Raw genomic sequence first — 22,552 nt, 5'->3', positions numbered from 1 at the left:
AGAATAGTTAACCAACCTGCACTGACATCATACTGATCGCGCCCATCTCCATCCCTTCCACCGGGAGCGTAATCGCTTCATCAGCGGCGCGTGCGCCCAGAATATACAGCAGCGGCAGATAGTGTTCCGGCGTTGGGTTTGACTGCTGCGCATCTGGATGTTGCATAAAATTCACCAGAGGATGATCCGCCACCTCGCCCTGGAAGCTCAGGTTCTCACGTACGAACTGATTAAAACTCTCTGCCCAGGGATAAGCGGTTTCTGCTCCCTGCCAGCGCAGCATACGCAGATTATGTACCACGTTACCGCTAGCAACGATCATCACACCTTCGTCGCGTAACGAGGCTAGCCTTTGCCCCACTTCGTAGTGCCATGCGGCGGGTTTAGTGCCGTCGATACTCAGCTGCACAACGGGAATATCGGCAGCTGGATACATTTTTGCCAGCACGCCCCAGGATCCATGATCAAATCCCCACTCCTGATCGGCCTTGACTGCAATCGGCGTCAGTAAATCAATCACCTGCTGCGCTAAATCGGGCGATCCAGGCGCCGGGTAGCGCACATCAAACAGCGCTTGTGGGAAACCGCCAAAGTCATGGATGGTGCGTGGATCCTTCATCGCCGTCACGGCCGTACCCCGCGTATACCAATGTGCCGAAACGGCGAGAATAGCGCGCGGCCGCGGCAATGTGGCACCTAAATGCTGCCAGGCTTGGGTATAACGGTTATCTTCCAGGACGTTCATTGGGCTGCCATGACCAAGGAACAGCGCGGGCATACGGGTGTGGCTCATGATTAATCCTCTGGCGAATTGTAGCTTTGTTAACCGCTACGATACGCGCTTTCATGGCCGGATTAACGCTGATAAGCATGATGTTCTTCATCAGTTAATTTGAACAAATTTTCCATTGAAACGCCCATGGCTTTTCCCCTGACGTCAACAGACCAGCTTAACTACTTCCCCTTTTCTTTTTGAAGCAAGATTCGTCGCAATCTTACCAATGATATCTCCAGTTATCAGGCACATAGCTTGCAGGCAGCGGCGAGCCAGACAGGTCTTGTTACATCGTCGAAATCTGATTCTTACACTCCACTCGGTTTAACAAACATGAGCGGTGGAACATTATGTTAATTGAGGCGGCAATATTGTGCCTGGCGATGAATATCTACCATGAAGCGCGTGGTGAACCGATTAAAGGACAAATAGCCATAGGTACGTTGACCATGAACCGCGCAAAGGGGGAGATCAAAGAGATCTGCCCTGTGGTGTACGCACCGAAGCAGTTCTCCTGGACGTCTCTCAGAAAAAAACCTTATCGTTCTCCGCCCAGAGAAGACAAGAACTGGCAGCAAGCCAGAAAGCTGGCGAAAAAGATCGTAAAGGGGGAATTAAAAGACGTGACGAAAGGAGCGACCTTTTTTCACGCACACGGTGCTAAACCGGCATGGCGTCATACGTTCCAACGCACAGTGGTGATTGGTAATCATGTGTTTTACGCCAAACGAGCACGCATAAAAAAAGCCGGATAGTGTCTCCGGCCCTTTCTATTATCATCATCCAGTTAGCTGGCCTGACGCGTCTCGCGCTGACGGCGATATGCAACCAGATCTTCGATGGTGACAACTGGCATATCATGTTGCTTAGCAAACACAATCGCTTCTGGCGCATGCGCCATGCTGCCATCATCGTTGGTCAATTCACACAGCACGCCTGCAGGCTTGAATCCTGCCAACGTCACCAGATCGATGGTGGCTTCAGTATGCCCACCACGTGTCAGCACACCGCCTTCACGCGCACGCAGCGGGAAAACATGGCCAGGACGATTTAAGTCAGAAGGCTTAGCGCTATCCGCTACCGCAGCACGAATAGTGGTGATGCGATCGGCTGCAGAAACGCCTGTTGTTACGCCGGCTGCAGCTTCGATTGTCACAGTAAAACCGGTGCCATAAGCGCTGGTGTTATCTTCAACCATCATCGGCAGTTCAAGCTGTTTGCGATGCTCTTCAGTGATACAGAGACAAACAATGCCGCTACCGTGGCGGATAGTTAACGCCATCTGTTCAACGGTCATGGTTTCTGCAGCGAAAATCATATCGCCTTCGTTTTCACGATTTTCATCGTCAAGCACCATCACACCGCGACCATTACGCAGCGCATCAATGGCGCGTTCTACACGCTGTTCAGGCGTGCCAAATTCAGAAAGAAGCGTCTGATTCATGGTAAAAAACCTTATAAAAATATGAGTTACCAGAACCAGGGCGTGCTTAGGAGTGCGTACAAAACACATGGCAATAACGTGGCGCGGGCAAAGCCCGGCAGATGTCGTTACCCTCTCCCATCCGGACTCTAACCGTCGGCTCCGGAATCACACCGGATCTGCTGACCTATCACTTTGCAGTAATAGCGCTCGCGGGCTTTCAGCAGACGCTGATTTACCGCCGGTGGGGAATTTCGCCCCGCCCTGAGAATAAGCGGATAAACTATAACGCCAATCATCTGGTCGGGCAATCGACAAAAGTGCAAATGCTTTTGCATTTCCTGCGTTGCGGAATTCAGGTTTAACCTTTTCGTTTCAGGCATTACACTTAATAGCTATTAAGTCCGAACACGCACTGCTATCGGCCACCGTAATCAGGAAATCATCATGATCGACACGAAAAAAATTGAACAACTGGCTCGCCAGGTACATGAAGCTATGCCGAAAGGTATTCGTGATTTTGGCGACGATGTCGAAAAGAAAATCCGTCAGGTTTTGCAGGCGCAATTGACGCGCATGGATTTGGTCAATCGTGAAGAGTTCGACGTACAGACGCAGGTTTTACTGCGCACACGTGAGAAACTTGCCGCACTGGAACAGCGTTTGGCGAAGTTGGAAAGTGAGAGCCCAGCGGCACCGGCTCCAGCGATCATCACGCCCGATCCGGCTGGCAAAATCGATACTCCGCAGTAATGTATTTGGCGGGAGAGATTCTCCCGCCAGCTCAAGCTTAATGGCTGCGAATGGTTTTGATGATGTTGCTGGTTGAAATACCATCTTCAAAGTTGAGCACACGCACGTCGCCGCCGTTCGCCCACACTTCTTTGCTTCCCGCGATATCTTCCGGCTTGTAATCGCCGCCTTTCACCAGCAGATCGGGCAGGACTTCAGCGATGAGACGCTGTGGCGTATCTTCTTCAAACAATACTACCCAATCAACGGCTTCCAGCGCACCCAGCACAATCATGCGGTTTTCCTGCGGATTCACCGGACGCGTTTCGCCTTTCAGCCGCCTGGTAGAAGCATCGCTATTTACCGCCACAATCAGGCGATCGCCTAACTTACGCGCATTGGCCAGATAGGAAACATGGCCCGCATGCAGGATATCGAATACTCCGTTGGTCATAACCACTTTTTCACCGCGCTGGCGCGCCTGCGCCACAGCGGCTTTCAACTCTGACTCATTCATCACGCCAAAACCGCTTTCCGGACGAGCATGAATGGCGTTCTCCAACTCAACGGTGCTGACGGTGGAAGTACCCAACTTGCCTACCACCACACCCGCCGCCGCATTGGCGAGGAAACAGGCTTCCTCCAGGCTATCGCCCGCCGCCAATACCGCCGCCAGCACACCAATCACCGTATCACCGGCACCGGTGACGTCATACACTTCCTGCGCCTGCGTGGGCAAATGCAGCGGCGCTTTACCGGGTTGGAGCAGCGTCATTCCATTTTCTGAGCGGGTAACCAGCAGCGCGGAGAGTTCGAAATCGGCAATCAGCTGCATACCACGGCTGACAATCTCATCAACGGTTTTGCATTTACCCACCACGGCTTCAAACTCAGACAAATTAGGTGTCAGCAGCGTCGCACCACGATAACGTTCGAAATCCGTGCCTTTTGGATCGATCAGCACGGGCACATTGGCTTCACGCGCCAGCTGAATCATGGTCTGTACGCTATTCAGCGCGCCTTTAGCGTAGTCTGACAGTACCAGCGCACCCGCCTGCTTCAGCGATTGACGCATGCGATCGTGAATCGGCTGCGGATCCACTTCCTCAAACCCTTCTTCGAAGTCGAGGCGAATAAGTTGCTGATTACGGGATAACACGCGCAGTTTGGTAATGGTCGGATGGCTTTTTACTGCTACAAAATCGCAGTCAACCTTCACTTTCTGCAGCGTTTCGCTTAACACTCGCGCGGCATCGTCAGCACCGGTCAGACCAATCAGGCGAGACGCAGCACCGAGCGCGGCAATGTTCATCGCAACGTTAGCCGCACCGCCCGGACGCTCTTCAATGGTATCCACTTTTACCACCGGTACCGGCGCTTCCGGCGAAATACGGCTAGTTGGGCCATACCAATAGCGGTCCAACATCACGTCGCCGACGACCAACACGGTGGCCTTGCCAAAGGTGGGCAGTGTTACTTTCATTCCAAAGACTCCAGACTACGGTCAAAATTATGCGCGGATAATACCATATACCCTTCCTACGTTAAGTTGCAGGGTTTCGAAGCCCTATGGCTCACTGTCCCGCGCGATCTGATTCGGCAACGTTCAACCAACGCTGCCAGCTGCTGTTTACCACCGCTCGCTCAGCGGCAAAGGCGTCGGGCGCAACATGTCCCGGTAATTCCTGTAGCGCAAGATGATGTAGCGCATCACGCAGCGTTACGTAGGCGTGCGTCAGTGCCTGTGCCTCATCTTCCGGCATGATGTTATGCCGGGCCATCAGCTCAAATATGCGCACGTTATCCGACCAGCGCGTCAATGCGGGCTGTGCAGCGGCGTAGCCTAAGACAAAGTATTGTGCGATGAATTCAATATCGGTGATACCGCCCTCATCGGTCTTAATCTCCCAGCGGCCTTTATGTTTATTGCTGAGATGCGCGCGCATTTTTTCGCGCATTTCGCGCACTTCTTTCTGCAACGTATCGCGCTCTCGCGGCAGGCAGAGAATACCGCGCCGGATATCATCAAAACGTTCGCAGAGCGCCGGCTCACCGAACACAATACGCGCGCGCACTAATGCCTGATGTTCCCAGGTCCAGGCTTCGCTACGCTGATACTCGTTGAAGGCGGCAAAGGTGCTCACCAGCATCCCTGCGGCGCCAGAAGGACGCAGACGCGCATCCACCTCATACAAAATGCCGGAGGAGGTACGCGTGCTGAACAGATGCATCACGCGCTGTGCCAGGCGTAGATAGAACTGGCGGCCATCAATGACGCGTTCACCATCCGTTTCCGCATCATCAGGGCAATCGTGCAGGAAGACCAAATCGAGATCGGAGCTATAACCCAGTTCCCAGCCACCGAGCTTGCCATAGCCCACCACCGCGAAACCCCGTTCGCTATCGCTGGTGAGATGTGATGGACGCCCATAACGTTGCACCATCATTTGCCAGGCTTGCTGCACCACCGATTCAATTATCGCCTCCGCCAGCCAGGTTAAGTGATCGCTCACTTTCATGACCGGCAGCGTTTCAGCAATATCAGCAGCGGCAATGCGCAGATGCTGCGCCTGCTTAAACTGGCGCAGCGCTTCCAACTGCTGCTCTTCGTCATCGGTGGGGATGCGCAGCAGATACTGACGCAACTCATCGCGGTACGCATCGGTAGCGGTAGGTTGATAAAGGGTTGCCGGATCGAGCAGCTCATCCAGCAGCAGCGGATAACGCGCCAGCTGGCTGGCAATCATCGGTGATGCGGCGCAGAGGCGAATCAGATGGCGCAGCGCGCCATGATATTCGGTTAACAACTCGAGATAGGTACTGCGCGTCAACACGCCCAACAGCAGCGGCGTCAGGCGGTTCAGCAGCACATCCGCATCCTCGCGTGGGCAAACCTCACTGAGCAGACGCGGCATCAGCTGATCAAGCGCCAAACGCCCGCGCGGGCCAATAGTACGGCGACTCACATCCTGGCGAAAATTGTTTAGCGCATTGTAAAGCGCGTGACGCTGCGCATCATTCAGCTGCGGCACTACCGGAATAAGGTCGTTCTCTTCCAGCGTGTCTTGCCATAGCCCGGCAAATTCAGCCAGCTGTGGCTGATCGTCAACGTCAGGCGCATCGTCACCAATCAACTCATCAAAGATGGCGCGCACGCCAGCCATGTGCTCTTCAAGCTGTACCATCAGCGCATGCCAGTCCACCGCCCCCATTGCCCAGGCTAAGCGCTGGCGATCGAGTTCGTTTTCCGGCAGCGTTTGCGTCTGCTCGTCATTAATACTTTGCAGAAGGTTTTCCAGGCGACGCAGGAAAAGATAGGCTTCACGCAGATGTTCAACCTGCTGCTGGCTAAGTAGAGCCAGTTCGCCAATCGCTTCGAGCGTAGGCAGCAAGGATCGTAATTGTAGTGAGCGCTCACGTCCTCCTCGAATCAGCTGGAATACCTGAACGATGAATTCTGTTTCACGGATACCGCCCGCACCGAGTTTGATGTTGTCTTTCAAGCCCCGTCGGCGTACTTCGCGTGCAATCATACCTTTCATGTTACGCAGCGACTGGATCACGCTGAAATCGATGTAACGCCGATAGACAAACGGGCGCAGCATTTGCTGCAATTCCTGGCTCCAGTGGCCACGGTCATCGCCCATCAGCCGGGCTTTAACCATCGCGTAGCGTTCCCAGTCGCGCCCCTGTTCCTGGTAATAATCCTCCAGTGCAGCAAAGCTCAGCACCAGCGGACCACTGTCACCAAACGGGCGCAGGCGCATATCCACGCGATAGACAAATCCATCTACCGTCGGCTGATCGAGCACTTTGATCAGGCGCTGCCCCATGCGCGTAAAGAACTGTGCATTGTCGAGTTCGCGCCGTCCGCCGTGCGTGACACCGTTTTCAGGCCAGGCAAAAATCAGGTCGATATCAGAAGAGAAGTTAAGCTCGCAGCCACCCAGTTTACCCATACCCAGGATCAGCATCGGTTGGGCTTCTCCGGCGTCATTGCAGGGGGTGCCGAAATCACGGCTGCAATCCTGCCATACCCAATCGCGCGCTGCCGCAATCAGAATTTCCGCCAGCGTGCTGAGCTGCTGTAAGCTCTGTTCCGTGTTGGAGTGCTGCAGCGCCTGCATCCAGGCAATACGCACCAGCATATGCCGGCGGAACAGACGCAGTTCGCGCATCAGGGAGGATTCGTTATCAACCGCTTGCAGCGCGTCATTCAGCCAGCGGGCATAGTGCTGCCACTCATCTGGCGCGGGCGCTTGCTGCTGCAAATGCTGCCACCATTCCGGATGCTGCTGCAGGTTATCGAGGATAAAGTCACTAAAGGTCAGCGCACCAGCCTGTTCTGGCGTGAACGCTGAGAGTGGCAAACCAAGTCGCTCTGCCACATTAGCCAACTGCGCCTGCATCAGCGCTGGTAACGGTAACAACATCGTCTCTCCCTGATTGGATTTTTCGTTAGCGTTTGATTCCGCTATTGAGCCAGAACGGCGCGGGCCGAATAGCGAGATTAGCCAGATGAATTAAGCCTCGCTCCTGCTTTTCCCGAATGGCATGCTGCAACTCCTGCCACCCTTCCAGCCAGCTATTAACATCCTCGGCCGGATAGGCGCCCGCCAGCAAATTAACCGCCAGCAGCTGACGATTTAGGCGCGTCGCCTTATCCTGAAACTCATTGAACAGCTGAACGCCATCGAAGGTTTCTCTGAGGTCGGCTGCAATACGGCTCAGCATAATATCGCTGAAGCGTTTGAAGGATCCCTGCAATTTGCTGCGACTCTTGTCGTCGAGCCAATTCTGCCACTGAGACTCAACCAGCCAGTGAGTAAGCGCTAACTGGGCTTCGACGGAGGTGAGTGAGAAGCAGGCTGCTTCCGCATTGTTCTCTTCATCAGCCAGCATCTCTTCAAGACGGGTCAACTTCTGACGCAGATCGCTGCTGGCCTTACGTGGGACCAAAGCACCAAACAGTGAAAAGGCCTGGCGCAGCGTTTCCAGCGCTTCAATCACCGACGCTTTGGCATTTTTATTGCCGCGCAGCCAAACTTCTTCATGATATTGCCAATGCGTCAGCGCGGCGGTCATGGCGTTGATCATGCCCTGCTCCACCGACGCTTTGGCAGCGATTTTCTGCAACGGCAGGGCACGCACTGGACGAGGCAGATTGCCTTGCGCCAGCTGATAGCCGCGCGCCGCTTTGCTCAGGCTGCCGAGGCGTAATCCACCCAGCGCAATCAAAGCATCAGCAAACTTCAGCAGGTCATCGCGCTGCCCGCTTTTAAGCTCAAGCTCAACTTCATACAACGGCTCACTGAGCTCACCCGCCGTCACCTCACCGCGATCAAACGCCACTTCAATTTCACTGCCGCCAAACTCCACCAGCCATGTTTCACGCTGGAAGTGGGTGCTAAACAGCGGTTGCAGTTGCGATTGCAGCGCAGTGATATCGGTGCCTGCTGGCCAGATTTCAGTGGGAAGACGCGCAATATCCAGCTGTGGCTCCGTGAGATCAACGTTGTACTCCGGACGCTGATGCAAGCCACCCACGGTTTTACCGGCGGCTTTCAGCGTCATTTCATAACGTTGATCAACGCCGCGAATGCGCAGGCCCATATCCCAGCGACGCAGCTGGTTGTCGTCGGTTTCATAATAGATGTTAGTCAGATCGCGCGCGGCGAAATGCTGATGTGGCCAGGCGGCAAGCTTTTCAGCCAGTATTTCGGCGGCTTGCGGAGTGGCAATGAACTTTAATTCGATTTCAATGGTCATAATTTTTTATTCAATACGCTGCTGGCACTTACGAGTTTAATCTGGCGAAGAGTAATGCACCGGAAGCCCGCTGTCTCCGCTTTCTTGTGCTTTTACGACCCTTTTCGCACCAGATTGAGACCAGGATAGTTCTCATTCAGATTTATGAGAAGCGTCTCCAGACTGTGCCGGTAATTTTACGCCATTAAGAAAAAACGATATCGAATGAAAAAAATCACACTCGCTGCTCTTTCTTTGCTGGCTTTCAGCGCCATCACACCTGCCCATGCTGCTGACGAAAAGCGTTATATCTCCGATGAATTATCCACTTGGGTGCGCAGCGGCCCAGGCGATCAATATCGCCTGATTGGCAAGCTGAACGCCGGAGAGGAAGTCACCTTACTGCAAACCAACAGTGATTCCCAATATGGCCAAATCCGTGATGCAGAAGGTAAAACTAACTGGATTCCACTGTCGCAGCTGAGCGCCAATCCCAGCCTGCGCACTCGCGTGCCGCAGCTGGAGCAGCAGGTTAAAGACCTGACTGCGAAGCTGGCGAACATCGATAACAGCTGGAACCAACGCACCTCCGAGATGCAAAACAAAGTCGCCAACAGCGACGGCACCATTGACGGCCTTAAAGCTGAGAATCAGAAGCTGAAGAACGAGCTGATCGTCGCGCAGAAGAAAGTCAGCGCTGCTAATGTGCAGCTGGATGACAAACAGCGCACCATCATCATGCAGTGGTTTATGTATGGCGGCGGCGTGCTGGGCGTGGGCTTACTGCTGGGTCTGCTGCTGCCGCACATGGTGCCGCGCCGCAAGAAAAACGATCGCTGGATGAACTAACGCGCCACGTAGATTTGTTCTTTTATTCAAGGGGATCGTAAGATGCCCTTTTTGTCGTGCCCGATTTTTAGCCAAAGTATGCAACAATAAAGCAACAAGCGTGTTGTGCACGCAATTTCTGATTTGCTTCTGGAGTGGTTGAGTGAAGACGTTTCTGGTCGGTGGCGCAGTGCGCGATGCCTTGCTGCGTTTACCGGTAAAAGATAGAGATTGGGTGGTAGTCGGCGCTACACCCGATACCATGCTGGCGGAAGGATATCAGCAGGTAGGCCGGGATTTTCCGGTTTTTTTGCATCCGCGCAGCCGTGAAGAGTACGCGCTGGCACGAACAGAGCGCAAAAGCGGCAATGGTTACACCGGTTTTGTGACGCAATTCGCGCCTGACGTCACGCTGGAGCAGGATCTGCAGCGCCGCGATCTTACCATCAATGCCATCGCACAAGATGAAAGTGGTGAGCTAATCGATCCTTACGGTGGCCAGCGCGATCTGGCTCAGCGCCAGCTTCGCCATGTTTCTGCCGCTTTTAATGAAGATCCGCTGCGAGTGCTGCGCGTGGCGCGTTTCGCCGCCCGCTTTGCCCACCTTAATTTCCGGATTGCGGATGAAACCCTGGCGCTGATGCGTGAAATGGCCGCCAGCGGTGAACTGGCTCATCTCACGGCAGAACGCGTGTGGAAAGAGACGGAAAAAGCGTTGCTGACGCATAATCCGCAGGTCTATTTCCAGGTACTGCGTGATTGTGGCGCGCTGCACGTCTTGTTCCCGGAAATTGATAACCTTTACGGCATCCCTGCGCCAATCAAATGGCACCCAGAAATTGATACCGGCATACACGCGTTGATGACGCTGACGTTATCCGCCGCGCTCTCGGATCAGCTTGATGTCCGTTTCGCCACGCTCTTTCACGATGTTGGCAAAGCGCTAACGCCAGCGGACAAATGGCCTAGCCATCATGGTCACGGCCTGGCGGGAGTGCCCATCGTTGAAGCGCTGTGCCAACGCCTGCGCGTGCCGAATCACGTGCGTGATTTGGCGTTGGTCGTCACAGAATTCCACGACGTGGTGCACACCATTGAACGTCAGCCGGCCGATGCGCTCATCGCGTTGTTTGATCGTATAGACGCCTGGCGCAAACCCGATCGCGTAGAGAAAATGGCACTGACCAGCGAAGCCGATGCGCGCGGCCGAAGCGGCCTGGAAAGCATGGCTTATCCGCAAGGCGATTATTTGCGCCTGGCATTTACGCTAGCGCAAGCGGTGCCCACTAAAGAAGTGGTTGCGGCAGGTTTTAAAGGGGCTGAAGTACGGGAAGAGTTAACGCGTCGACGTATTGCGGTACTGCAGGCGGAATTGATTAACGCGCGGCCAGCGTAACCGGCCGCGCAGGATAACTTACATAAAGATGGCGTAAACCACGGCCGCGATAATGAAGCGGTAGATGGCGAAAGAGACGAACGAGATACGCTTAATCAGCTCCAGGAACACTTTGATTGCCAGCAGCGCCACAATGAAAGCGGTCACGAAACCTACCGCAAACATCGGGAGATCCTGCATCGTCAGGAATCCCAGACTCTTATAGAGATCAAGGCCGGTTGCACCAATCATCATCGGCACCGCCAGAATGAACGAGAATTCCGACGCCGCATAACGGCTTACGCCCATCAGCATACCGCCCGAAATTGTCGCTCCCGAGCGAGAGAAGCCCGGCCACAGCGCCAGACACTGGAAGCAGCCAATCATAAATGCCTGGCGATAGGTAATGTCATCCACGCCAACGGCTTTGGGTTGTTTTGGTTTGAAATACTCGGCCACCAACAGCAGCACACCGCCGACAACCAGCGCGTACATCACGTTAATCGGGTTAAACAACGTTTTGATTTGATCGTGCAGCAGCAAACCAATTACCACCGCTGGCACCATACCCAGCAGAATATGAATCAGCGTTAACCTTCCGGTCCCTACACCTTCGTGTTTGACCTCACCAAAGTGAATGCCGATTAAACCAAACAGTCGGCGCCAAAACATCACCACCACAGCCAGAATCGATCCCAGCTGGATCACCACTTCGAAGGTTTCGGCGGTCTCGCCTTCAAAACCCAGCAGGTGGCCAACAATAATCATGTGGCCCGTGGAAGAGACCGGCAGGAATTCCGTGAGGCCTTCTACAATCCCCAGGATTGCAGCTACCCAAAGCTGATGAATGTCTGCCATCAAAATTTATCCTCTATCCGTTTTAAACAGTAAAAAGGCGGTCGCAAAGGGCTACCGCCTGAAATTATGCCTGCGCTACGCTGAAGGAAACCTTAAGAAATTCAGGCACGATCGATTGGTCAGCGCAGCGGCCTCAAGTGAGACACACCATAATTTGGTTTGGTTTCATTGTGATGGCAATCACGGAAGATTTATTTCGGAATAGTCCCGCGCTCAATACGCACGCCAACGCTCGCAGCCTGGGCGATAGCCCCCGGTTTACCTACCTTTATGCGTACTCCCGGCGTTTTGAAACGATTCATCAACAGATCGGCGATTTCTTCCGCCACCCTTTCGACGAGGGCAAAACGCCGGCCTTGTAGGTGATTGAGGATCGCTTCGGTGACATCGGCATAGCTCAGACAATCATTCACATCATCGCTGGCCGCGGCCTGACGGTTGTCCCATGCCATTTCGACATCGAGCACCAATTTCAGTAGCATGCCTTGCTCCCAGTCGTAAACGCCAATGTGGGTGAACACGGTGAGTTGCTCGATAAATACGATATCCATGATGTCAGTCTCTGTTTTTGGCTAAGCCGGATACCACTTCCGGCGGATTATGCGTATTATCCACGCTTATCGAGAACAAAACGACCCAAAAGGAACGGTACGAAGCTATGAGTGCTATCGCGCTTGGTATGATTATTTTCGCGTATCTTTGCGGTTCGATTTCCAGTGCGATACTGGTTTGTAAACTGGCTGGTTTACCCGATCCGCGCACGCAGGGCTCAGGCAATCCTGGCGCTACCAATGTTTTACGCATTGGTGGTAAGGCTGCCGCGGCGGCGGTGCTGATTTTCGACGTGGCGAAAGGCATGATTCCGGTGTGGATAGCTTATCTGCTGCACGTTGCGCCACTCTATCTTGGCCTAACGGCAATTGCCGCCTGCCTTGGCCACATCTATCCGGTATTCTTCCGTTTTCGCGGCGGTAAAGGCGTGGCAACCGCCTTCGGTGCCATCGCACCGATCGGCTGGGATTTAACGGGTTTGATGACCGGCACCTGGCTGCTGACGGTGCTGCTAAGCGGTTATTCGTCACTGGGTGCGATTGTTAGCGCGCTGATCGCCCCGTTTTATGTCTGGTGGTTCAAGCCGCAGTTTACCTTTCCGGTGTCCATGCTCTCCTGCCTGATTCTGTTGCGGCATCACGACAACATCCAGCGCCTGTGGCGCGGCCAGGAAAATAAGATCTGGAAGCGGAAAAAGAAGAAATAAAAAAACCGGCGCGATGCCGGTTTTTCGTTTTAGATGGCGGGCAGTTCTGACAGCGGCCAGCGCGGTCGCACGCTGACGCCAAGCTCTCCACGCGTGCCACCTTTCAGTCGCACCATACCGGCATAGGCGATCATTGCGCCGTTATCGGTGCAGAATTCAGGACGCGCGTAAAACACTTCGCCGCCGCGCTTTTGCATCATCTCAGCCATGCGCTCACGCAGCGTGCGGTTGGCGCTGACGCCACCGGCAATCACTAAACGTTTAAAACCGGTTTGCTCCAGCGCGCGTTTGCACTTGATCATTAAGGTATCAACCACCGCATCTTCAAACGCGCGGGCAATATCAGCACGCGCTTGCTCGTCATCCTGATGCTCGCGAATGGTATTCGCCGCAAAGGTTTTCAGGCCGGAGAAGCTGAAGTCCAGCCCCGGACGATCGGTCATCGGACGCGGGAACTTGAAGCGGTTTGGCGTACCCTGCTGTGCCATACGCGATAACATCGGCCCGCCGGGGTAATCCAGACCGAGCAATTTGGCGGTTTTATCAAAGGCTTCACCGGCTGCATCGTCAATCGATTCGCCGAGCAAAGTGTATTCACCAATACCGGTCACGCTGATCAATTGCGTGTGACCGCCGGAAACCAGCAGCGCGACAAACGGGAATTGCGGCGGATGCTCTTCCAGCATCGGCGCCAGCAGATGCCCTTCCATGTGATGCACCGGTACCGCCGGCACATTCCAGGCGAAGGCCAACGCACGCCCAATAGTCGCCCCAACCAGCAGCGCGCCAACCAATCCTGGCCCCGCCGTATAGGCAACGCCGTCAATTTGCTGCGGCTCAAGACCGGCTTCTTTCAGCGCGGCCTGAATCAGCGGCACGGTTTTGCGCACGTGGTCGCGCGATGCCAGTTCTGGCACCACACCGCCGTAATCGGCATGCAGTTTCACTTGGCTATATAATTGATTTGCCAGCAGACCGGACGCATCGTCATAAATCGCGATGCCGGTTTCATCGCAGGACGTTTCAATACCCAGAACTCGCATAGCTTTTATCACCCTCTTCTTGCGGCGCGCAGTGTAGCACAGCCAAATCACAGCCCAGACACTTTGGCCAGGAAAAAGTGTTTTTCTGTCGCATAAAGAGTGCGCTATACTCCACGGCCTGAAAAAACCGGCAGCCGCGAAGGCATATGCCCCTGTTGGTTCTAAATTATACATGGTGCTTTACAAGTCGGCCGCGGCTGGAGTAAAATGCTGCACCATTTTGAAATGTGCTGGCGCCGCAGTCAGCAGCAAAAACCGAATTTTATCGAGGTAAGAGTTACATGCCGGTAATTAAAGTACGTGAAAACGAGCCGTTCGACGTAGCACTGCGTCGCTTCAAGCGTTCATGCGAGAAAGCAGGTGTTCTGGCAGAAGTTCGTAGCCGTGAGTTCTACGAAAAGCCTACCACCGAGCGTAAGCGCGCTAAAGCATCTGCAGTTAAGCGTCACGCCAAGAAACTGGCTCGCGAAAACGCACGCCGCACTCGTCTGTACTAATTTCTTGCGGAAGTTCGCTTCCGCCGCGTGATAAACGCAGACAGAGTCAAGTAAAAGGCCGTGCTTTCCGAAAGGAAGCGCGGCTTGTTGTCGTTTATGAGCTGAAAAATCGGGGCTTATGGCAGGACGAATTCCACGCGTATTTATCAACGACTTACTTGCCCGCACGGACATCGTGGATCTTATCGATGCCCGCGTTAAGCTGAAAAAGCAGGGTAAGAATTATCACGCGTGCTGTCCTTTTCATAACGAGAAAACCCCCTCTTTCACCGTCAGCGGTGAGAAGCAGTTTTATTACTGCTTCGGTTGCGGAGCCAAGGGCAACGCCATCGACTTCCTGATGAATCACGATCGTCTGGAATTTGTTGAGAGCGTTGAGGAGCTGGCAACGCTTCACGGCTTAGAAGTGCCGTATGAAGCGGGCAACGGCCCCAGCCAAATGGAACGCCATCAGCGTCAAAGTCTTTATCAGTTGCTGGAAGGCCTGAACGGCTTTTATCAACAGAGCCTGCGGAATCCGCAAGCGCAATCTGCTCAGAATTATCTCGCCACGCGCGGACTCAGCCAGGAAGTGATCGATCACTTCGCTATCGGCTATGCGCCCGCCGGTTGGGATAATGTACTGAAGCGCTTTGGCCAGCAAAAAGACGATCGCGAATCACTGATGGAAGCCGGCATGTTGGTCAGCAATGACTCAGGCCGCACCTACGATCGTTTTCGCGATCGCGTGATGTTCCCTATTCGCGATAAGCGTGGCCGCGTAATAGGTTTTGGTGGTCGCGTGCTGGGCAATGATACGCCGAAGTATCTGAACTCACCTGAAACACCCATTTTTCATAAAGGCCGCCAGCTGTACGGGCTTTATGAAGCACAAAAAAATCATCCGCAACCCGCGCGTTTGCTGGTGGTAGAAGGTTACATGGACGTGGTGGCGCTGGCGCAATTTGGCATCGATTATGCCGTTGCTTCGCTGGGCACCTCGACCACTGCGGAACACGTTCAGCTGCTGTATCGTTCAACCGATACCGTGATTTGCTGTTACGACGGCGACCGCGCCGGACGTGAGGCCGCGTGGCGTACGCTCGAAACCGCATTGCCATACATGAATGATGGTCGTCAGCTACGCTTTATGTTTTTGCCCGATGGCGAGGATCCAGACACGCTGGTACGCAAAGAGGGCAAAGAAGCCTTCGAAGCGCGGATGGAGCAGGCAACACCGCTCTCCACGTTTTTGTTCGATAGCTTAATGCCGCAGGTGGATTTGAGTACCCGTGACGGTAAGACCAAGCTGGCGACACTGGCGCTGCCGCTGATTAGTCAGATTCCTGGTGAAACCTTACGCATTTATATGCGTCAAACTTTGGGTAACAAACTCGGCATTCTTGACGATAACCAGTTAGACAAGCTGATGCCGAAGCTGGCCGAAAGCGGAGTGCTACCAACGGCGCCACCGTTGAAGCGCACCACCATGCGCGTGTTGATTGCGTTATTGGTGCAGAATCCGCAATTTGCTTCCATCGTGCCTACACTGGATGGACTCGAGCAGTCGAAAATGGCGGGTTTACCGCTATTTGTGGAGTTAGTCAGTCGTTGTACAGAGAATCCTGGCCTGACTACCGGACAGCTACTAGAGTTATATCGCGGGACAAATTTTAGCCAGACCCTTGAAACACTGGCCACCTGGAACCACATGATAGTGGATGAAGAGGCGGAAGAAGTGTTTCAGGATTCACTGGCAAGTATTTATGATTCCGCGCTCGAACAGCGCCTTGAAGCATTAATCGCACGTGAGCGAACGGAAGGCCTAAGCGCCATCGAACGTCGCGAGTTCTGGGCTTTAAGCCAGGCATTAGCGAAAAAATAAGATTTTTACTGGGTCAGAACTGCAAGCACGTTAAAAACCGCATTTTGGCTCAGTCATTTCCGGATTATTAGACGCGATAAGCGAAGCCGGAAACATCACCCTATTAGGGCCGTAGGCGTCGAAGCCAGGCCCGGAAAGAACAAAAGCGGCTTAAGTGCCGAATATAGAAGGGCAAAAGCCCTGGCCGCGATGTAGGCAGCGGCAAAAACACAACGCCTTCACTGTTATAGTTGGCTCGCCGCCGACCGACACCAATCTAATTAACAGAAGTGTGGATACCGTCTTATGGAGCAAAACCCGCAGTCACAGCTTAAGCTACTTGTCACCCGTGGTAAGGAGCAAGGCTATCTGACCTATGCTGAGGTCAATGACCATCTGCCGGAAGATATCGTCGACTCCGATCAGATCGAAGACATCATTCAGATGATTAATGACATGGGTATTCAGGTCGTAGAAGAAGCGCCTGATGCCGATGATCTGATCCTGAATGAGAACAGCTCCGACACTGACGAAGATGCCGCAGAAGCCGCCGCTCAGGTTTTATCCAGTGTTGAATCTGAAATTGGCCGTACCACCGACCCGGTGCGCATGTATATGCGTGAAATGGGTACCGTTGAACTGCTGACGCGCGAAGGCGAAATTGACATCGCTAAGCGCATCGAAGACGGTATCAACCAGGTTCAATGCTCTGTTGCCGAATATCCGGAAGCGATCACCTATCTGCTCGATCAGTACGATCGCGTAGAAGCGGGCGACTCTCGCCTGTCCGATTTAATCATCGGCTTCATCGATCCTAACGCGGAAGAAGATATTGCGCCGACCGCAACTCACGTTGGTTCTGAGTTATCGCAGGAAGATCGCGATGATGATGAAGAAGAAGACGAAGAGGATGATGACAGCTCTGACGATGACAACTCCATCGATCCAGAACTGGCTCGCGAGAAGTTTGGCGACCTGCGTACGCAGTATGAAACCACGCGTACCGTCATCAAAGCCAAAGGCCGCAGCCACGCGGACGCCGTTGCTGAAATCCAAAATCTGTCTGAAGTGTTTAAACAGTTCCGCCTGGTACCGAAGCAATTCGATTACCTGGTAAACAATATGCGTGAAATGATGGAGCGCGTGCGTACGCAAGAGCGCCTGATCATGAAGCTGTGTATTGAACTGTGCAAAATGCCGAAGAAAAACTTCATCACGTTGTTTACCGGCAACGAGACCAGCCCAAGCTGGTTTAAAGCCGCACTGGCCATGAACAAACCATGGTCAGAGAAGCTGCTGGAAGTCGAAGATGATGTGATGCGTTCGCTGTACAAACTGCAGCAGATCGAAGAAGAAACCGGCTTGACCATCGAGCAGGTGAAAGACATTAACCGTCGTATGTCTATCGGCGAGGCGAAAGCGCGTCGTGCGAAGAAAGAGATGGTTGAAGCAAACTTACGTCTGGTTATTTCTATCGCGAAGAAATACACCAACCGTGGTCTGCAGTTCCTCGATTTGATTCAGGAAGGCAACATCGGCCTGATGAAAGCGGTTGATAAGTTTGAATACCGTCGTGGTTATAAGTTCTCAACTTACGCCACCTGGTGGATTCGTCAGGCTATCACCCGTTCCATCGCGGACCAGGCACGTACCATCCGTATCCCGGTGCATATGATTGAGACCATCAACAAACTCAACCGTATTTCGCGTCAGATGCTGCAAGAGATGGGTCGTGAGCCGACGCCGGAAGAGCTGGCCGAACGCATGTTGATGCCAGAAGATAAGATCCGCAAAGTGCTGAAAATCGCTAAAGAGCCTATCTCGATGGAGACGCCGATTGGTGATGATGAAGATTCGCATCTGGGCGATTTTATCGAAGACACCACGCTGGAGCTGCCGCTGGATTCCGCTACCTCGGAAAGCCTGCGCTCAGCCACCCACGATGTGTTGGCTGGTTTGACAGCGCGTGAAGCGAAAGTTCTGCGTATGCGTTTCGGTATCGATATGAACACCGACCATACGCTGGAAGAGGTCGGCAAACAGTTTGACGTTACGCGTGAGCGTATTCGTCAGATCGAAGCCAAGGCGCTGCGTAAGCTGCGTCATCCAAGCCGCTCTGAAGTGCTGCGTAGCTTCCTCGACGATTAATCGATGTCGAGACGAAAAACCCCGGCTTGCCGGGGTTTTTTATTGCCATCAGTACGGCGTTAAACCTTTTTCCTGCATCATCTGGCGCGCTTTATCGCTTTGTAAATACTTCACAAACTGCGCCGCCGCTCGCTTTTGCTGCGTGTCACGCGTGATCACCGCGCCATACAGCGTATCCTGCTGCACAGCCTGCGGAATCAGTCCCACTATAGTAATGCCCTGCACCGCTTTTAATTCACTGTTCTGCTGAAAACCCAGTTCCGCTTTGCCCTGAGCGACAGCTTCACCGACCGGCGTTGCCGGGATCACCGCTATTTTTTTTGCGGTTTCAGCACCCAATGCCAGCTTACCCAGCATTTTGGTTTGGATATATTTGCCGCTAGCGCTATCGGACACCGCAATACTCGATGCCTCAGTTAGCGCCTGTTTGAATTTAGCGACGCTGCTGATATCCGGCTGCCCGCTGCCCTGCTTCACCGCCATGGCAATATACGAATGCGCCAGAACCTGATGGCTGTGGCTATCCACCCAATTGGCCTGCTCGAGCGGTTTGATAGCGTAATCAACCATCACTAATACATCGGCGCTATCGTGGCGTTTAAGACGATTGGGAATGGCTTGCGGCGTATCTCCCATGGAAGGCGCCGCTTCCAGCTGAATACTGTTACCGGTTTTTTGCTGATAATCCTGTTTCAGGCTTTCAATCACCGGATACATTCCGCCGGAACTGAACACCTTAAGCGTTGCGGCCTGCACACCACTTTGTGTCGCCAGCAGTAGCGTTGCCAGCGCAATCATGTGTTTCATCTGCCCTCACCTTTTATTGCCATAAAGGATTGGGTTTAGACAGGTTCGCGGAGGGATACAACGATCGGACCACACTTAACGGAGCGAGCTCACGCTTTTTTCTGTAACCAATCATGCAGTTGACGATAGAATGCAACCATCTCCTCTAGCGTTGCGCGGTTTAAGCCGCTCGGATTTGGCAGCACCCATAAACGCGTTGCGCCGAAAGTTTGCGGCTGCTCACCCCACTCCACTTTGCGCTGTCGAAACGCTTTCTGGAAAGCCTCTTTCCCCAATACCGCCAACGCACGCGGCTGATAATGCAGGATCTTTTGCTGTAGCCGCGTGCCGCCGTCGCGCAGCTCATGACCATCAAGCTCATTCGCCTGCACCGTGGGACGCTCAACCAGCATTGTGATGCCACAGCCCGTTTCCAGTAGCCGCTGCTCCTGCTCAGGCTTGAGTAGCTCACGCGTAAAACCGGCCTGATAAATCACTTTCCAGAAGCGGTTGCCTGGATGGGCAAAGTGAAAACCGGTGTGCGCCGAAGATTTGCCCGGATTGATGCCGCAAAACAGCACCTGTAAATCGGGGGCGACAATATCGCGAATATCATGCTCGCTCATATCGTCTCCAGACCAGCGCGTTGTTTCACCGAACGACGGCTCATAGCCAGCAAAGTGCGCGCTTCATCGTCATCGGCGCAGGCTCGTGCCAGCGCCACAGCGCCAACCATTTCTGCCAGCATACTGGTTGCGGCCTCATCCGCTTGCGGGTGATGCAACTCCTGCAGCGTCTGTACTAAACGCTGGCGCACGGCTTCACGTCGCTGGGAAAAAAGCGCGCGCGTATCCTCTGGTAAATGTGCCATTTCACTCACCAGCGCGGGCATCGGACAGCCTTCACCCGGCGTGCGGCAATGATGCTCCGACAGATAGTTATCTACCAGCTGATTAAGCCGCTGTGCCGGATCCTGAAGCGCGGTGATATCCGCGAAGCGTCGCGCTGAGTCTGTAAACATCTCAGAGATGACGGCTTTCACCAGCTCCTCACGCGAGGCGAAGTGGGCATAAAATCCTCCGTGGGTTAACCCTGCGCGCTTCATCAGGGCCGCCACACCAATGCCTTCCGTCCCGCTCTCGCGCATCGCCACAGAGGCCTCATCCAAAATGCGCTGCCGCGTACGCGCTTTATGGCTCAGCTTTTCCATCTCATTTATCCGCTCATCGTTAGTGACAATCAGTGTAATTATTACGCCCATCATATTCTAGCTTGACGCCGTATATGATGGGCGTCATATTTAACCACGTAAATATGATAACCGTCATTTCAAGGAAACCACTATGTCACAACAACTGGCTTTGATCACCGGCGCCTCAAGCGGTATTGGCGCAACCTATGCAAAACAACTGGCAGCACGCGGCGCAAACCTGATCCTGGTGGCGCGCGATGCGGCCAGGCTCAATGCGCTGGCCCAGTCTCTGCGCGATGAGCATGGCGTGGAAGTTAACGTATTAGCCGCAGACCTCACCCATCACGCTGACTTGCAGAAAGTTGACCGTGAAATCCATGAAAATACGCAGATTACGATGCTGGTGAACAATGCCGGTATGACGGTAGAAGGCGAATTTATTGAAGGTGACATTGCCCAGATCCAGACGATGCTGACCTTAAATATCACGGCACTGACCCAACTCGCGCACAGTGCTGCGCAGGTATTTCGTGCTCGCCGCAGCGGCACCATTGTGAATATCGCTTCGGTATTAGCGCTGGTGAGTGAATCCGCGAACAGCGCCTACAACGCCAGCAAAGCTTACGTGCTTTCTCTGACGCGCAATATGAACCGTGAGCTTGTCGACAGCGGCGTGCGAGTGCAGGCGGTGCTGCCAGGCTTAACGCGTACCGAAATCTTCGAACGTGCAGGCAAATCTATCAACGATCTTCCGGCGGAGATGCTGATGGAAGTGGATGATTTGGTATCCGCAGCGCTTAGCGGATTAGATGCGGGTGAGTTGGTAACGATTCCGTCAGTAGAGGATATCAGCCTGTGGCAGCGCTACGACGAAGCACGCATTGCCATTTTACCGTATATCTCGCTGAACAAGCCTGCATCGCGCTATTTATCGTAATGGCGGCCTTTTTGCACCAGTTTGGTCTCAAAAAGCGATCAGGGTTGAGCGCTTAATAATCGATAGGGTGTGGGATAATGGATTTTTCTTTTTGAGATCAAAGAGTCAGCCATTGCTGTAATTTTCACCATCCAAATGGCGAACTCTGGATCACCCCATCAAGATACTCTATAATCCCCGCTCCGCTGGCCCCTTAGCTCAGTGGTTAGAGCAGGCGACTCATAATCGCTTGGTCGCTGGTTCAAACCCAGCAGGGGCCACCAAATTTAAGTAGTTATAACAGTAACTTAAGCCACCATTCACGGTGGTTTTTTTGTTTATGTGTTTTGCGGTGGCGATGAAATGGCGATGGATTTTTTGCCGCCACCCCTTCAAAGCTGGCAATCAGCGCTTAGCTATCACCCTTTAGAAGGACTCTAAATGAAACGCTTGAACGCTTTTATCTTGGGCACAGCACTAGCAACATCACTCTCTGTTTCAGCGCAGTCGACTGATATAGTCACCTTGAAAAAGAAACTTGCGCCATGGCAACCAACAGAGATCAGCCAGAAAGACGATCAAATCACAGTTGCTTTACCTGATAAAAATGTCTCTTCAGAAGTTTACAGCCTCCTTATTTCAAACACTTGCACACCAATTTGGACAAAGGATGCCCCTGCAAATTATTTGAACGGCATCAAACAAATCAACGTGGTTAATAAATTCAAAGCTTCTGGTTATTCATTCGAAAACCCGCTTAACGTCTGCAAAGAAATGGGTGATTTAATGGAGAAACCTGCGGAAGTAAAAATGCTAAGCAACACTCATCTCTATAAAGCCAAATAGCACTCATTAAAAAACCCCGCATTGCGGGGCTTATTTCTTTGAAAAATTAGTGCAGCAGTGAAGGTTGACTTTGATGCCCACCATTACTGGCAAAGATGGGCACTGGGTTAACTTGCCCTGGAGAAACGATAATCATCGCCAACGTCTCATGAGTTTTAAATGAACAACTGCAGTTAATATTTTGACACTGGTGATAGCGCTCTTTCGTTTCTTTAGAAATGTATCTGCTGCTTTTAGCGTGCGCGGCGGTCTGGCAAAGCGGACAATGCATCATTGGTGGCGTC

Annotated in this window: 22 protein-coding genes, 1 tRNA gene and 1 riboswitch; of the genes, 11 read left to right on the top strand and 12 right to left on the bottom strand. The window is 53.2% G+C overall.

The features are described 5' to 3' along the window. Window positions 1-7 precede the first annotated feature (7 nt). Complete coding sequence (gene ygiD, locus ACIP6T_RS18390) at window positions 8-793, bottom strand: 4,5-DOPA dioxygenase extradiol (RefSeq protein WP_400458306.1); 786 nt, start codon at window positions 791-793, stop codon at window positions 8-10. Between the two features lie 332 nt (window positions 794-1,125). Here ygiD and ACIP6T_RS18385 point away from each other — a divergent pair, with 332 nt between their 5' ends. Then, complete coding sequence (locus ACIP6T_RS18385; RefSeq protein WP_345828253.1) at window positions 1,126-1,530, top strand: cell wall hydrolase; 405 nt, start codon at window positions 1,126-1,128, stop codon at window positions 1,528-1,530. 32 nt (window positions 1,531-1,562) lie between these two features. Here ACIP6T_RS18385 and ribB read toward each other — a convergent pair whose 3' ends face one another. Continuing rightward, a complete protein-coding gene (gene ribB / locus ACIP6T_RS18380; protein WP_400458305.1) occupies window positions 1,563-2,219 on the bottom strand; it encodes a 3,4-dihydroxy-2-butanone-4-phosphate synthase in 657 nt (218 codons plus the stop codon). Between the two features lie 105 nt (window positions 2,220-2,324). Next, window positions 2,325-2,474, bottom strand: a riboswitch (FMN riboswitch). Between the two features lie 171 nt (window positions 2,475-2,645). Between ribB and ACIP6T_RS18375 the strand changes: the two genes are divergently transcribed. Then, entirely contained in the window at window positions 2,646-2,951 is a 306-nt protein-coding gene (locus ACIP6T_RS18375; protein WP_008103418.1) for an accessory factor UbiK family protein, read from the top strand. Window positions 2,952-2,988: 37 nt separating this feature from the next. On the opposite strand, the gene hldE is transcribed toward ACIP6T_RS18375, so the two are convergent. The 3 genes from hldE to ACIP6T_RS18360 form a co-directional block, all read right to left on the bottom strand. Beyond that, a complete protein-coding gene (hldE, locus tag ACIP6T_RS18370) occupies window positions 2,989-4,413 on the bottom strand; it encodes a bifunctional D-glycero-beta-D-manno-heptose-7-phosphate kinase/D-glycero-beta-D-manno-heptose 1-phosphate adenylyltransferase HldE (protein WP_400458304.1) in 1,425 nt (474 codons plus the stop codon). A 91-nt stretch (window positions 4,414-4,504) separates the two neighbouring features. Further along, on the bottom strand, window positions 4,505-7,363 hold the full coding sequence (glnE, locus tag ACIP6T_RS18365; protein ID WP_400458303.1) for a bifunctional [glutamate--ammonia ligase]-adenylyl-L-tyrosine phosphorylase/[glutamate--ammonia-ligase] adenylyltransferase: 2,859 nt from the start codon (window positions 7,361-7,363) through the stop codon (window positions 4,505-4,507). Window positions 7,364-7,388: 25 nt separating this feature from the next. Beyond that, window positions 7,389-8,699 (bottom strand): inorganic triphosphatase, encoded by a 1,311-nt coding sequence (locus tag ACIP6T_RS18360; RefSeq protein WP_400458302.1) that lies wholly within the window; start codon window positions 8,697-8,699, stop codon window positions 7,389-7,391. Window positions 8,700-8,903: 204 nt separating this feature from the next. Here ACIP6T_RS18360 and ACIP6T_RS18355 point away from each other — a divergent pair, with 204 nt between their 5' ends. Both ACIP6T_RS18355 and ACIP6T_RS18350 read left to right on the top strand, forming a co-directional pair. Further along, window positions 8,904-9,527, top strand: coding sequence for a TIGR04211 family SH3 domain-containing protein (locus tag ACIP6T_RS18355; RefSeq protein WP_097095975.1), 624 nt, complete (start codon window positions 8,904-8,906; stop codon window positions 9,525-9,527). Between the two features lie 142 nt (window positions 9,528-9,669). After that, window positions 9,670-10,902, top strand: coding sequence for a multifunctional CCA addition/repair protein (locus ACIP6T_RS18350; RefSeq protein ID WP_345828248.1), 1,233 nt, complete (start codon window positions 9,670-9,672; stop codon window positions 10,900-10,902). 18 nt (window positions 10,903-10,920) lie between these two features. Here the strand turns inward: ACIP6T_RS18350 and bacA are convergent, their stop codons facing one another. Beyond that, window positions 10,921-11,739 (bottom strand): undecaprenyl-diphosphate phosphatase, encoded by an 819-nt coding sequence (gene bacA, locus ACIP6T_RS18345; RefSeq protein ID WP_097095973.1) that lies wholly within the window; start codon window positions 11,737-11,739, stop codon window positions 10,921-10,923. Between the two features lie 191 nt (window positions 11,740-11,930). Next, window positions 11,931-12,290, bottom strand: coding sequence for a bifunctional dihydroneopterin aldolase/7,8-dihydroneopterin epimerase (gene folB, locus ACIP6T_RS18340; RefSeq protein WP_097095972.1), 360 nt, complete (start codon window positions 12,288-12,290; stop codon window positions 11,931-11,933). A 107-nt stretch (window positions 12,291-12,397) separates the two neighbouring features. On the opposite strand from folB, the gene plsY reads away from it, so the two are divergent. Then, window positions 12,398-12,997: a glycerol-3-phosphate 1-O-acyltransferase PlsY gene (gene plsY, locus ACIP6T_RS18335; protein ID WP_097095971.1), complete on the top strand. Its 600-nt coding sequence runs from the start codon at window positions 12,398-12,400 to the stop codon at window positions 12,995-12,997. Between the two features lie 29 nt (window positions 12,998-13,026). Here plsY and tsaD read toward each other — a convergent pair whose 3' ends face one another. After that, entirely contained in the window at window positions 13,027-14,040 is a 1,014-nt protein-coding gene (gene tsaD, locus ACIP6T_RS18330; RefSeq protein WP_400458301.1) for a tRNA (adenosine(37)-N6)-threonylcarbamoyltransferase complex transferase subunit TsaD, read from the bottom strand. A gap of 281 nt (window positions 14,041-14,321) precedes the next feature. Here tsaD and rpsU point away from each other — a divergent pair, with 281 nt between their 5' ends. The 3 genes from rpsU to rpoD all read left to right on the top strand — a co-directional run bounded on the left by rpsU (window position 14,322) and on the right by rpoD (window position 18,528). Then, window positions 14,322-14,537 carry a 30S ribosomal protein S21 gene (gene rpsU / locus ACIP6T_RS18325; RefSeq protein WP_008103436.1) on the top strand — a complete coding sequence of 72 codons (216 nt, stop codon included), beginning with the start codon at window positions 14,322-14,324 and terminating at the stop codon, window positions 14,535-14,537. Between the two features lie 118 nt (window positions 14,538-14,655). Further along, window positions 14,656-16,401, top strand: a complete 1,746-nt coding sequence (gene dnaG, locus ACIP6T_RS18320) for a DNA primase (RefSeq protein WP_097095969.1) — start codon at window positions 14,656-14,658, stop codon at window positions 16,399-16,401. Between the two features lie 285 nt (window positions 16,402-16,686). After that, complete coding sequence (gene rpoD / locus ACIP6T_RS18315) at window positions 16,687-18,528, top strand: RNA polymerase sigma factor RpoD (RefSeq protein ID WP_097095968.1); 1,842 nt, start codon at window positions 16,687-16,689, stop codon at window positions 18,526-18,528. Between the two features lie 48 nt (window positions 18,529-18,576). Here the strand turns inward: rpoD and ACIP6T_RS18310 are convergent, their stop codons facing one another. The 3 genes from ACIP6T_RS18310 to ACIP6T_RS18300 all read right to left on the bottom strand — a co-directional run bounded on the left by ACIP6T_RS18310 (window position 18,577) and on the right by ACIP6T_RS18300 (window position 20,524). After that, window positions 18,577-19,335 carry a substrate-binding domain-containing protein gene (locus ACIP6T_RS18310; RefSeq protein ID WP_400458300.1) on the bottom strand — a complete coding sequence of 253 codons (759 nt, stop codon included), beginning with the start codon at window positions 19,333-19,335 and terminating at the stop codon, window positions 18,577-18,579. An 89-nt stretch (window positions 19,336-19,424) separates the two neighbouring features. Continuing rightward, window positions 19,425-19,940, bottom strand: coding sequence for a G/U mismatch-specific DNA glycosylase (mug, locus tag ACIP6T_RS18305; RefSeq protein ID WP_400458299.1), 516 nt, complete (start codon window positions 19,938-19,940; stop codon window positions 19,425-19,427). Next, complete coding sequence (locus ACIP6T_RS18300; RefSeq protein ID WP_400458298.1) at window positions 19,937-20,524, bottom strand: TetR/AcrR family transcriptional regulator; 588 nt, start codon at window positions 20,522-20,524, stop codon at window positions 19,937-19,939. The genes mug and ACIP6T_RS18300 overlap by 4 nt, the downstream gene beginning before the upstream one ends. Window positions 20,525-20,657: 133 nt before the next feature. Between ACIP6T_RS18300 and ACIP6T_RS18295 the strand changes: the two genes are divergently transcribed. The 3 genes from ACIP6T_RS18295 (at window position 20,658) to ACIP6T_RS18285 (ending at window position 22,268) form a co-directional block, all read left to right on the top strand. After that, window positions 20,658-21,443, top strand: a complete 786-nt coding sequence (locus ACIP6T_RS18295; protein ID WP_400458297.1) for an SDR family NAD(P)-dependent oxidoreductase — start codon at window positions 20,658-20,660, stop codon at window positions 21,441-21,443. 187 nt (window positions 21,444-21,630) lie between these two features. Next, window positions 21,631-21,706: transfer RNA gene (locus ACIP6T_RS18290), tRNA-Ile, on the top strand. Window positions 21,707-21,863: 157 nt separating this feature from the next. Continuing rightward, the gene (locus ACIP6T_RS18285) at window positions 21,864-22,268 is read left to right on the top strand and encodes a hypothetical protein (protein ID WP_400458296.1); all 405 of its coding nucleotides are present in this window, start codon (window positions 21,864-21,866) and stop codon (window positions 22,266-22,268) included. A 46-nt stretch (window positions 22,269-22,314) separates the two neighbouring features. On the opposite strand, the gene ACIP6T_RS18280 is transcribed toward ACIP6T_RS18285, so the two are convergent. Next, a complete protein-coding gene (locus tag ACIP6T_RS18280; protein WP_200536656.1) occupies window positions 22,315-22,542 on the bottom strand; it encodes an ogr/Delta-like zinc finger family protein in 228 nt (75 codons plus the stop codon). Window positions 22,543-22,552: the final 10 nt, after the last annotated feature.

The organism is Pantoea sp. NPDC088449, assembly GCF_044753225.1.
GTDB classification, from domain to species: domain Bacteria; phylum Pseudomonadota; class Gammaproteobacteria; order Enterobacterales; family Enterobacteriaceae; genus Pantoea; species Pantoea floridensis.
The sequence above is the reverse complement of the archived record's forward strand: the minus strand, read 5'-3'. Positions and strand labels throughout refer to the sequence as shown.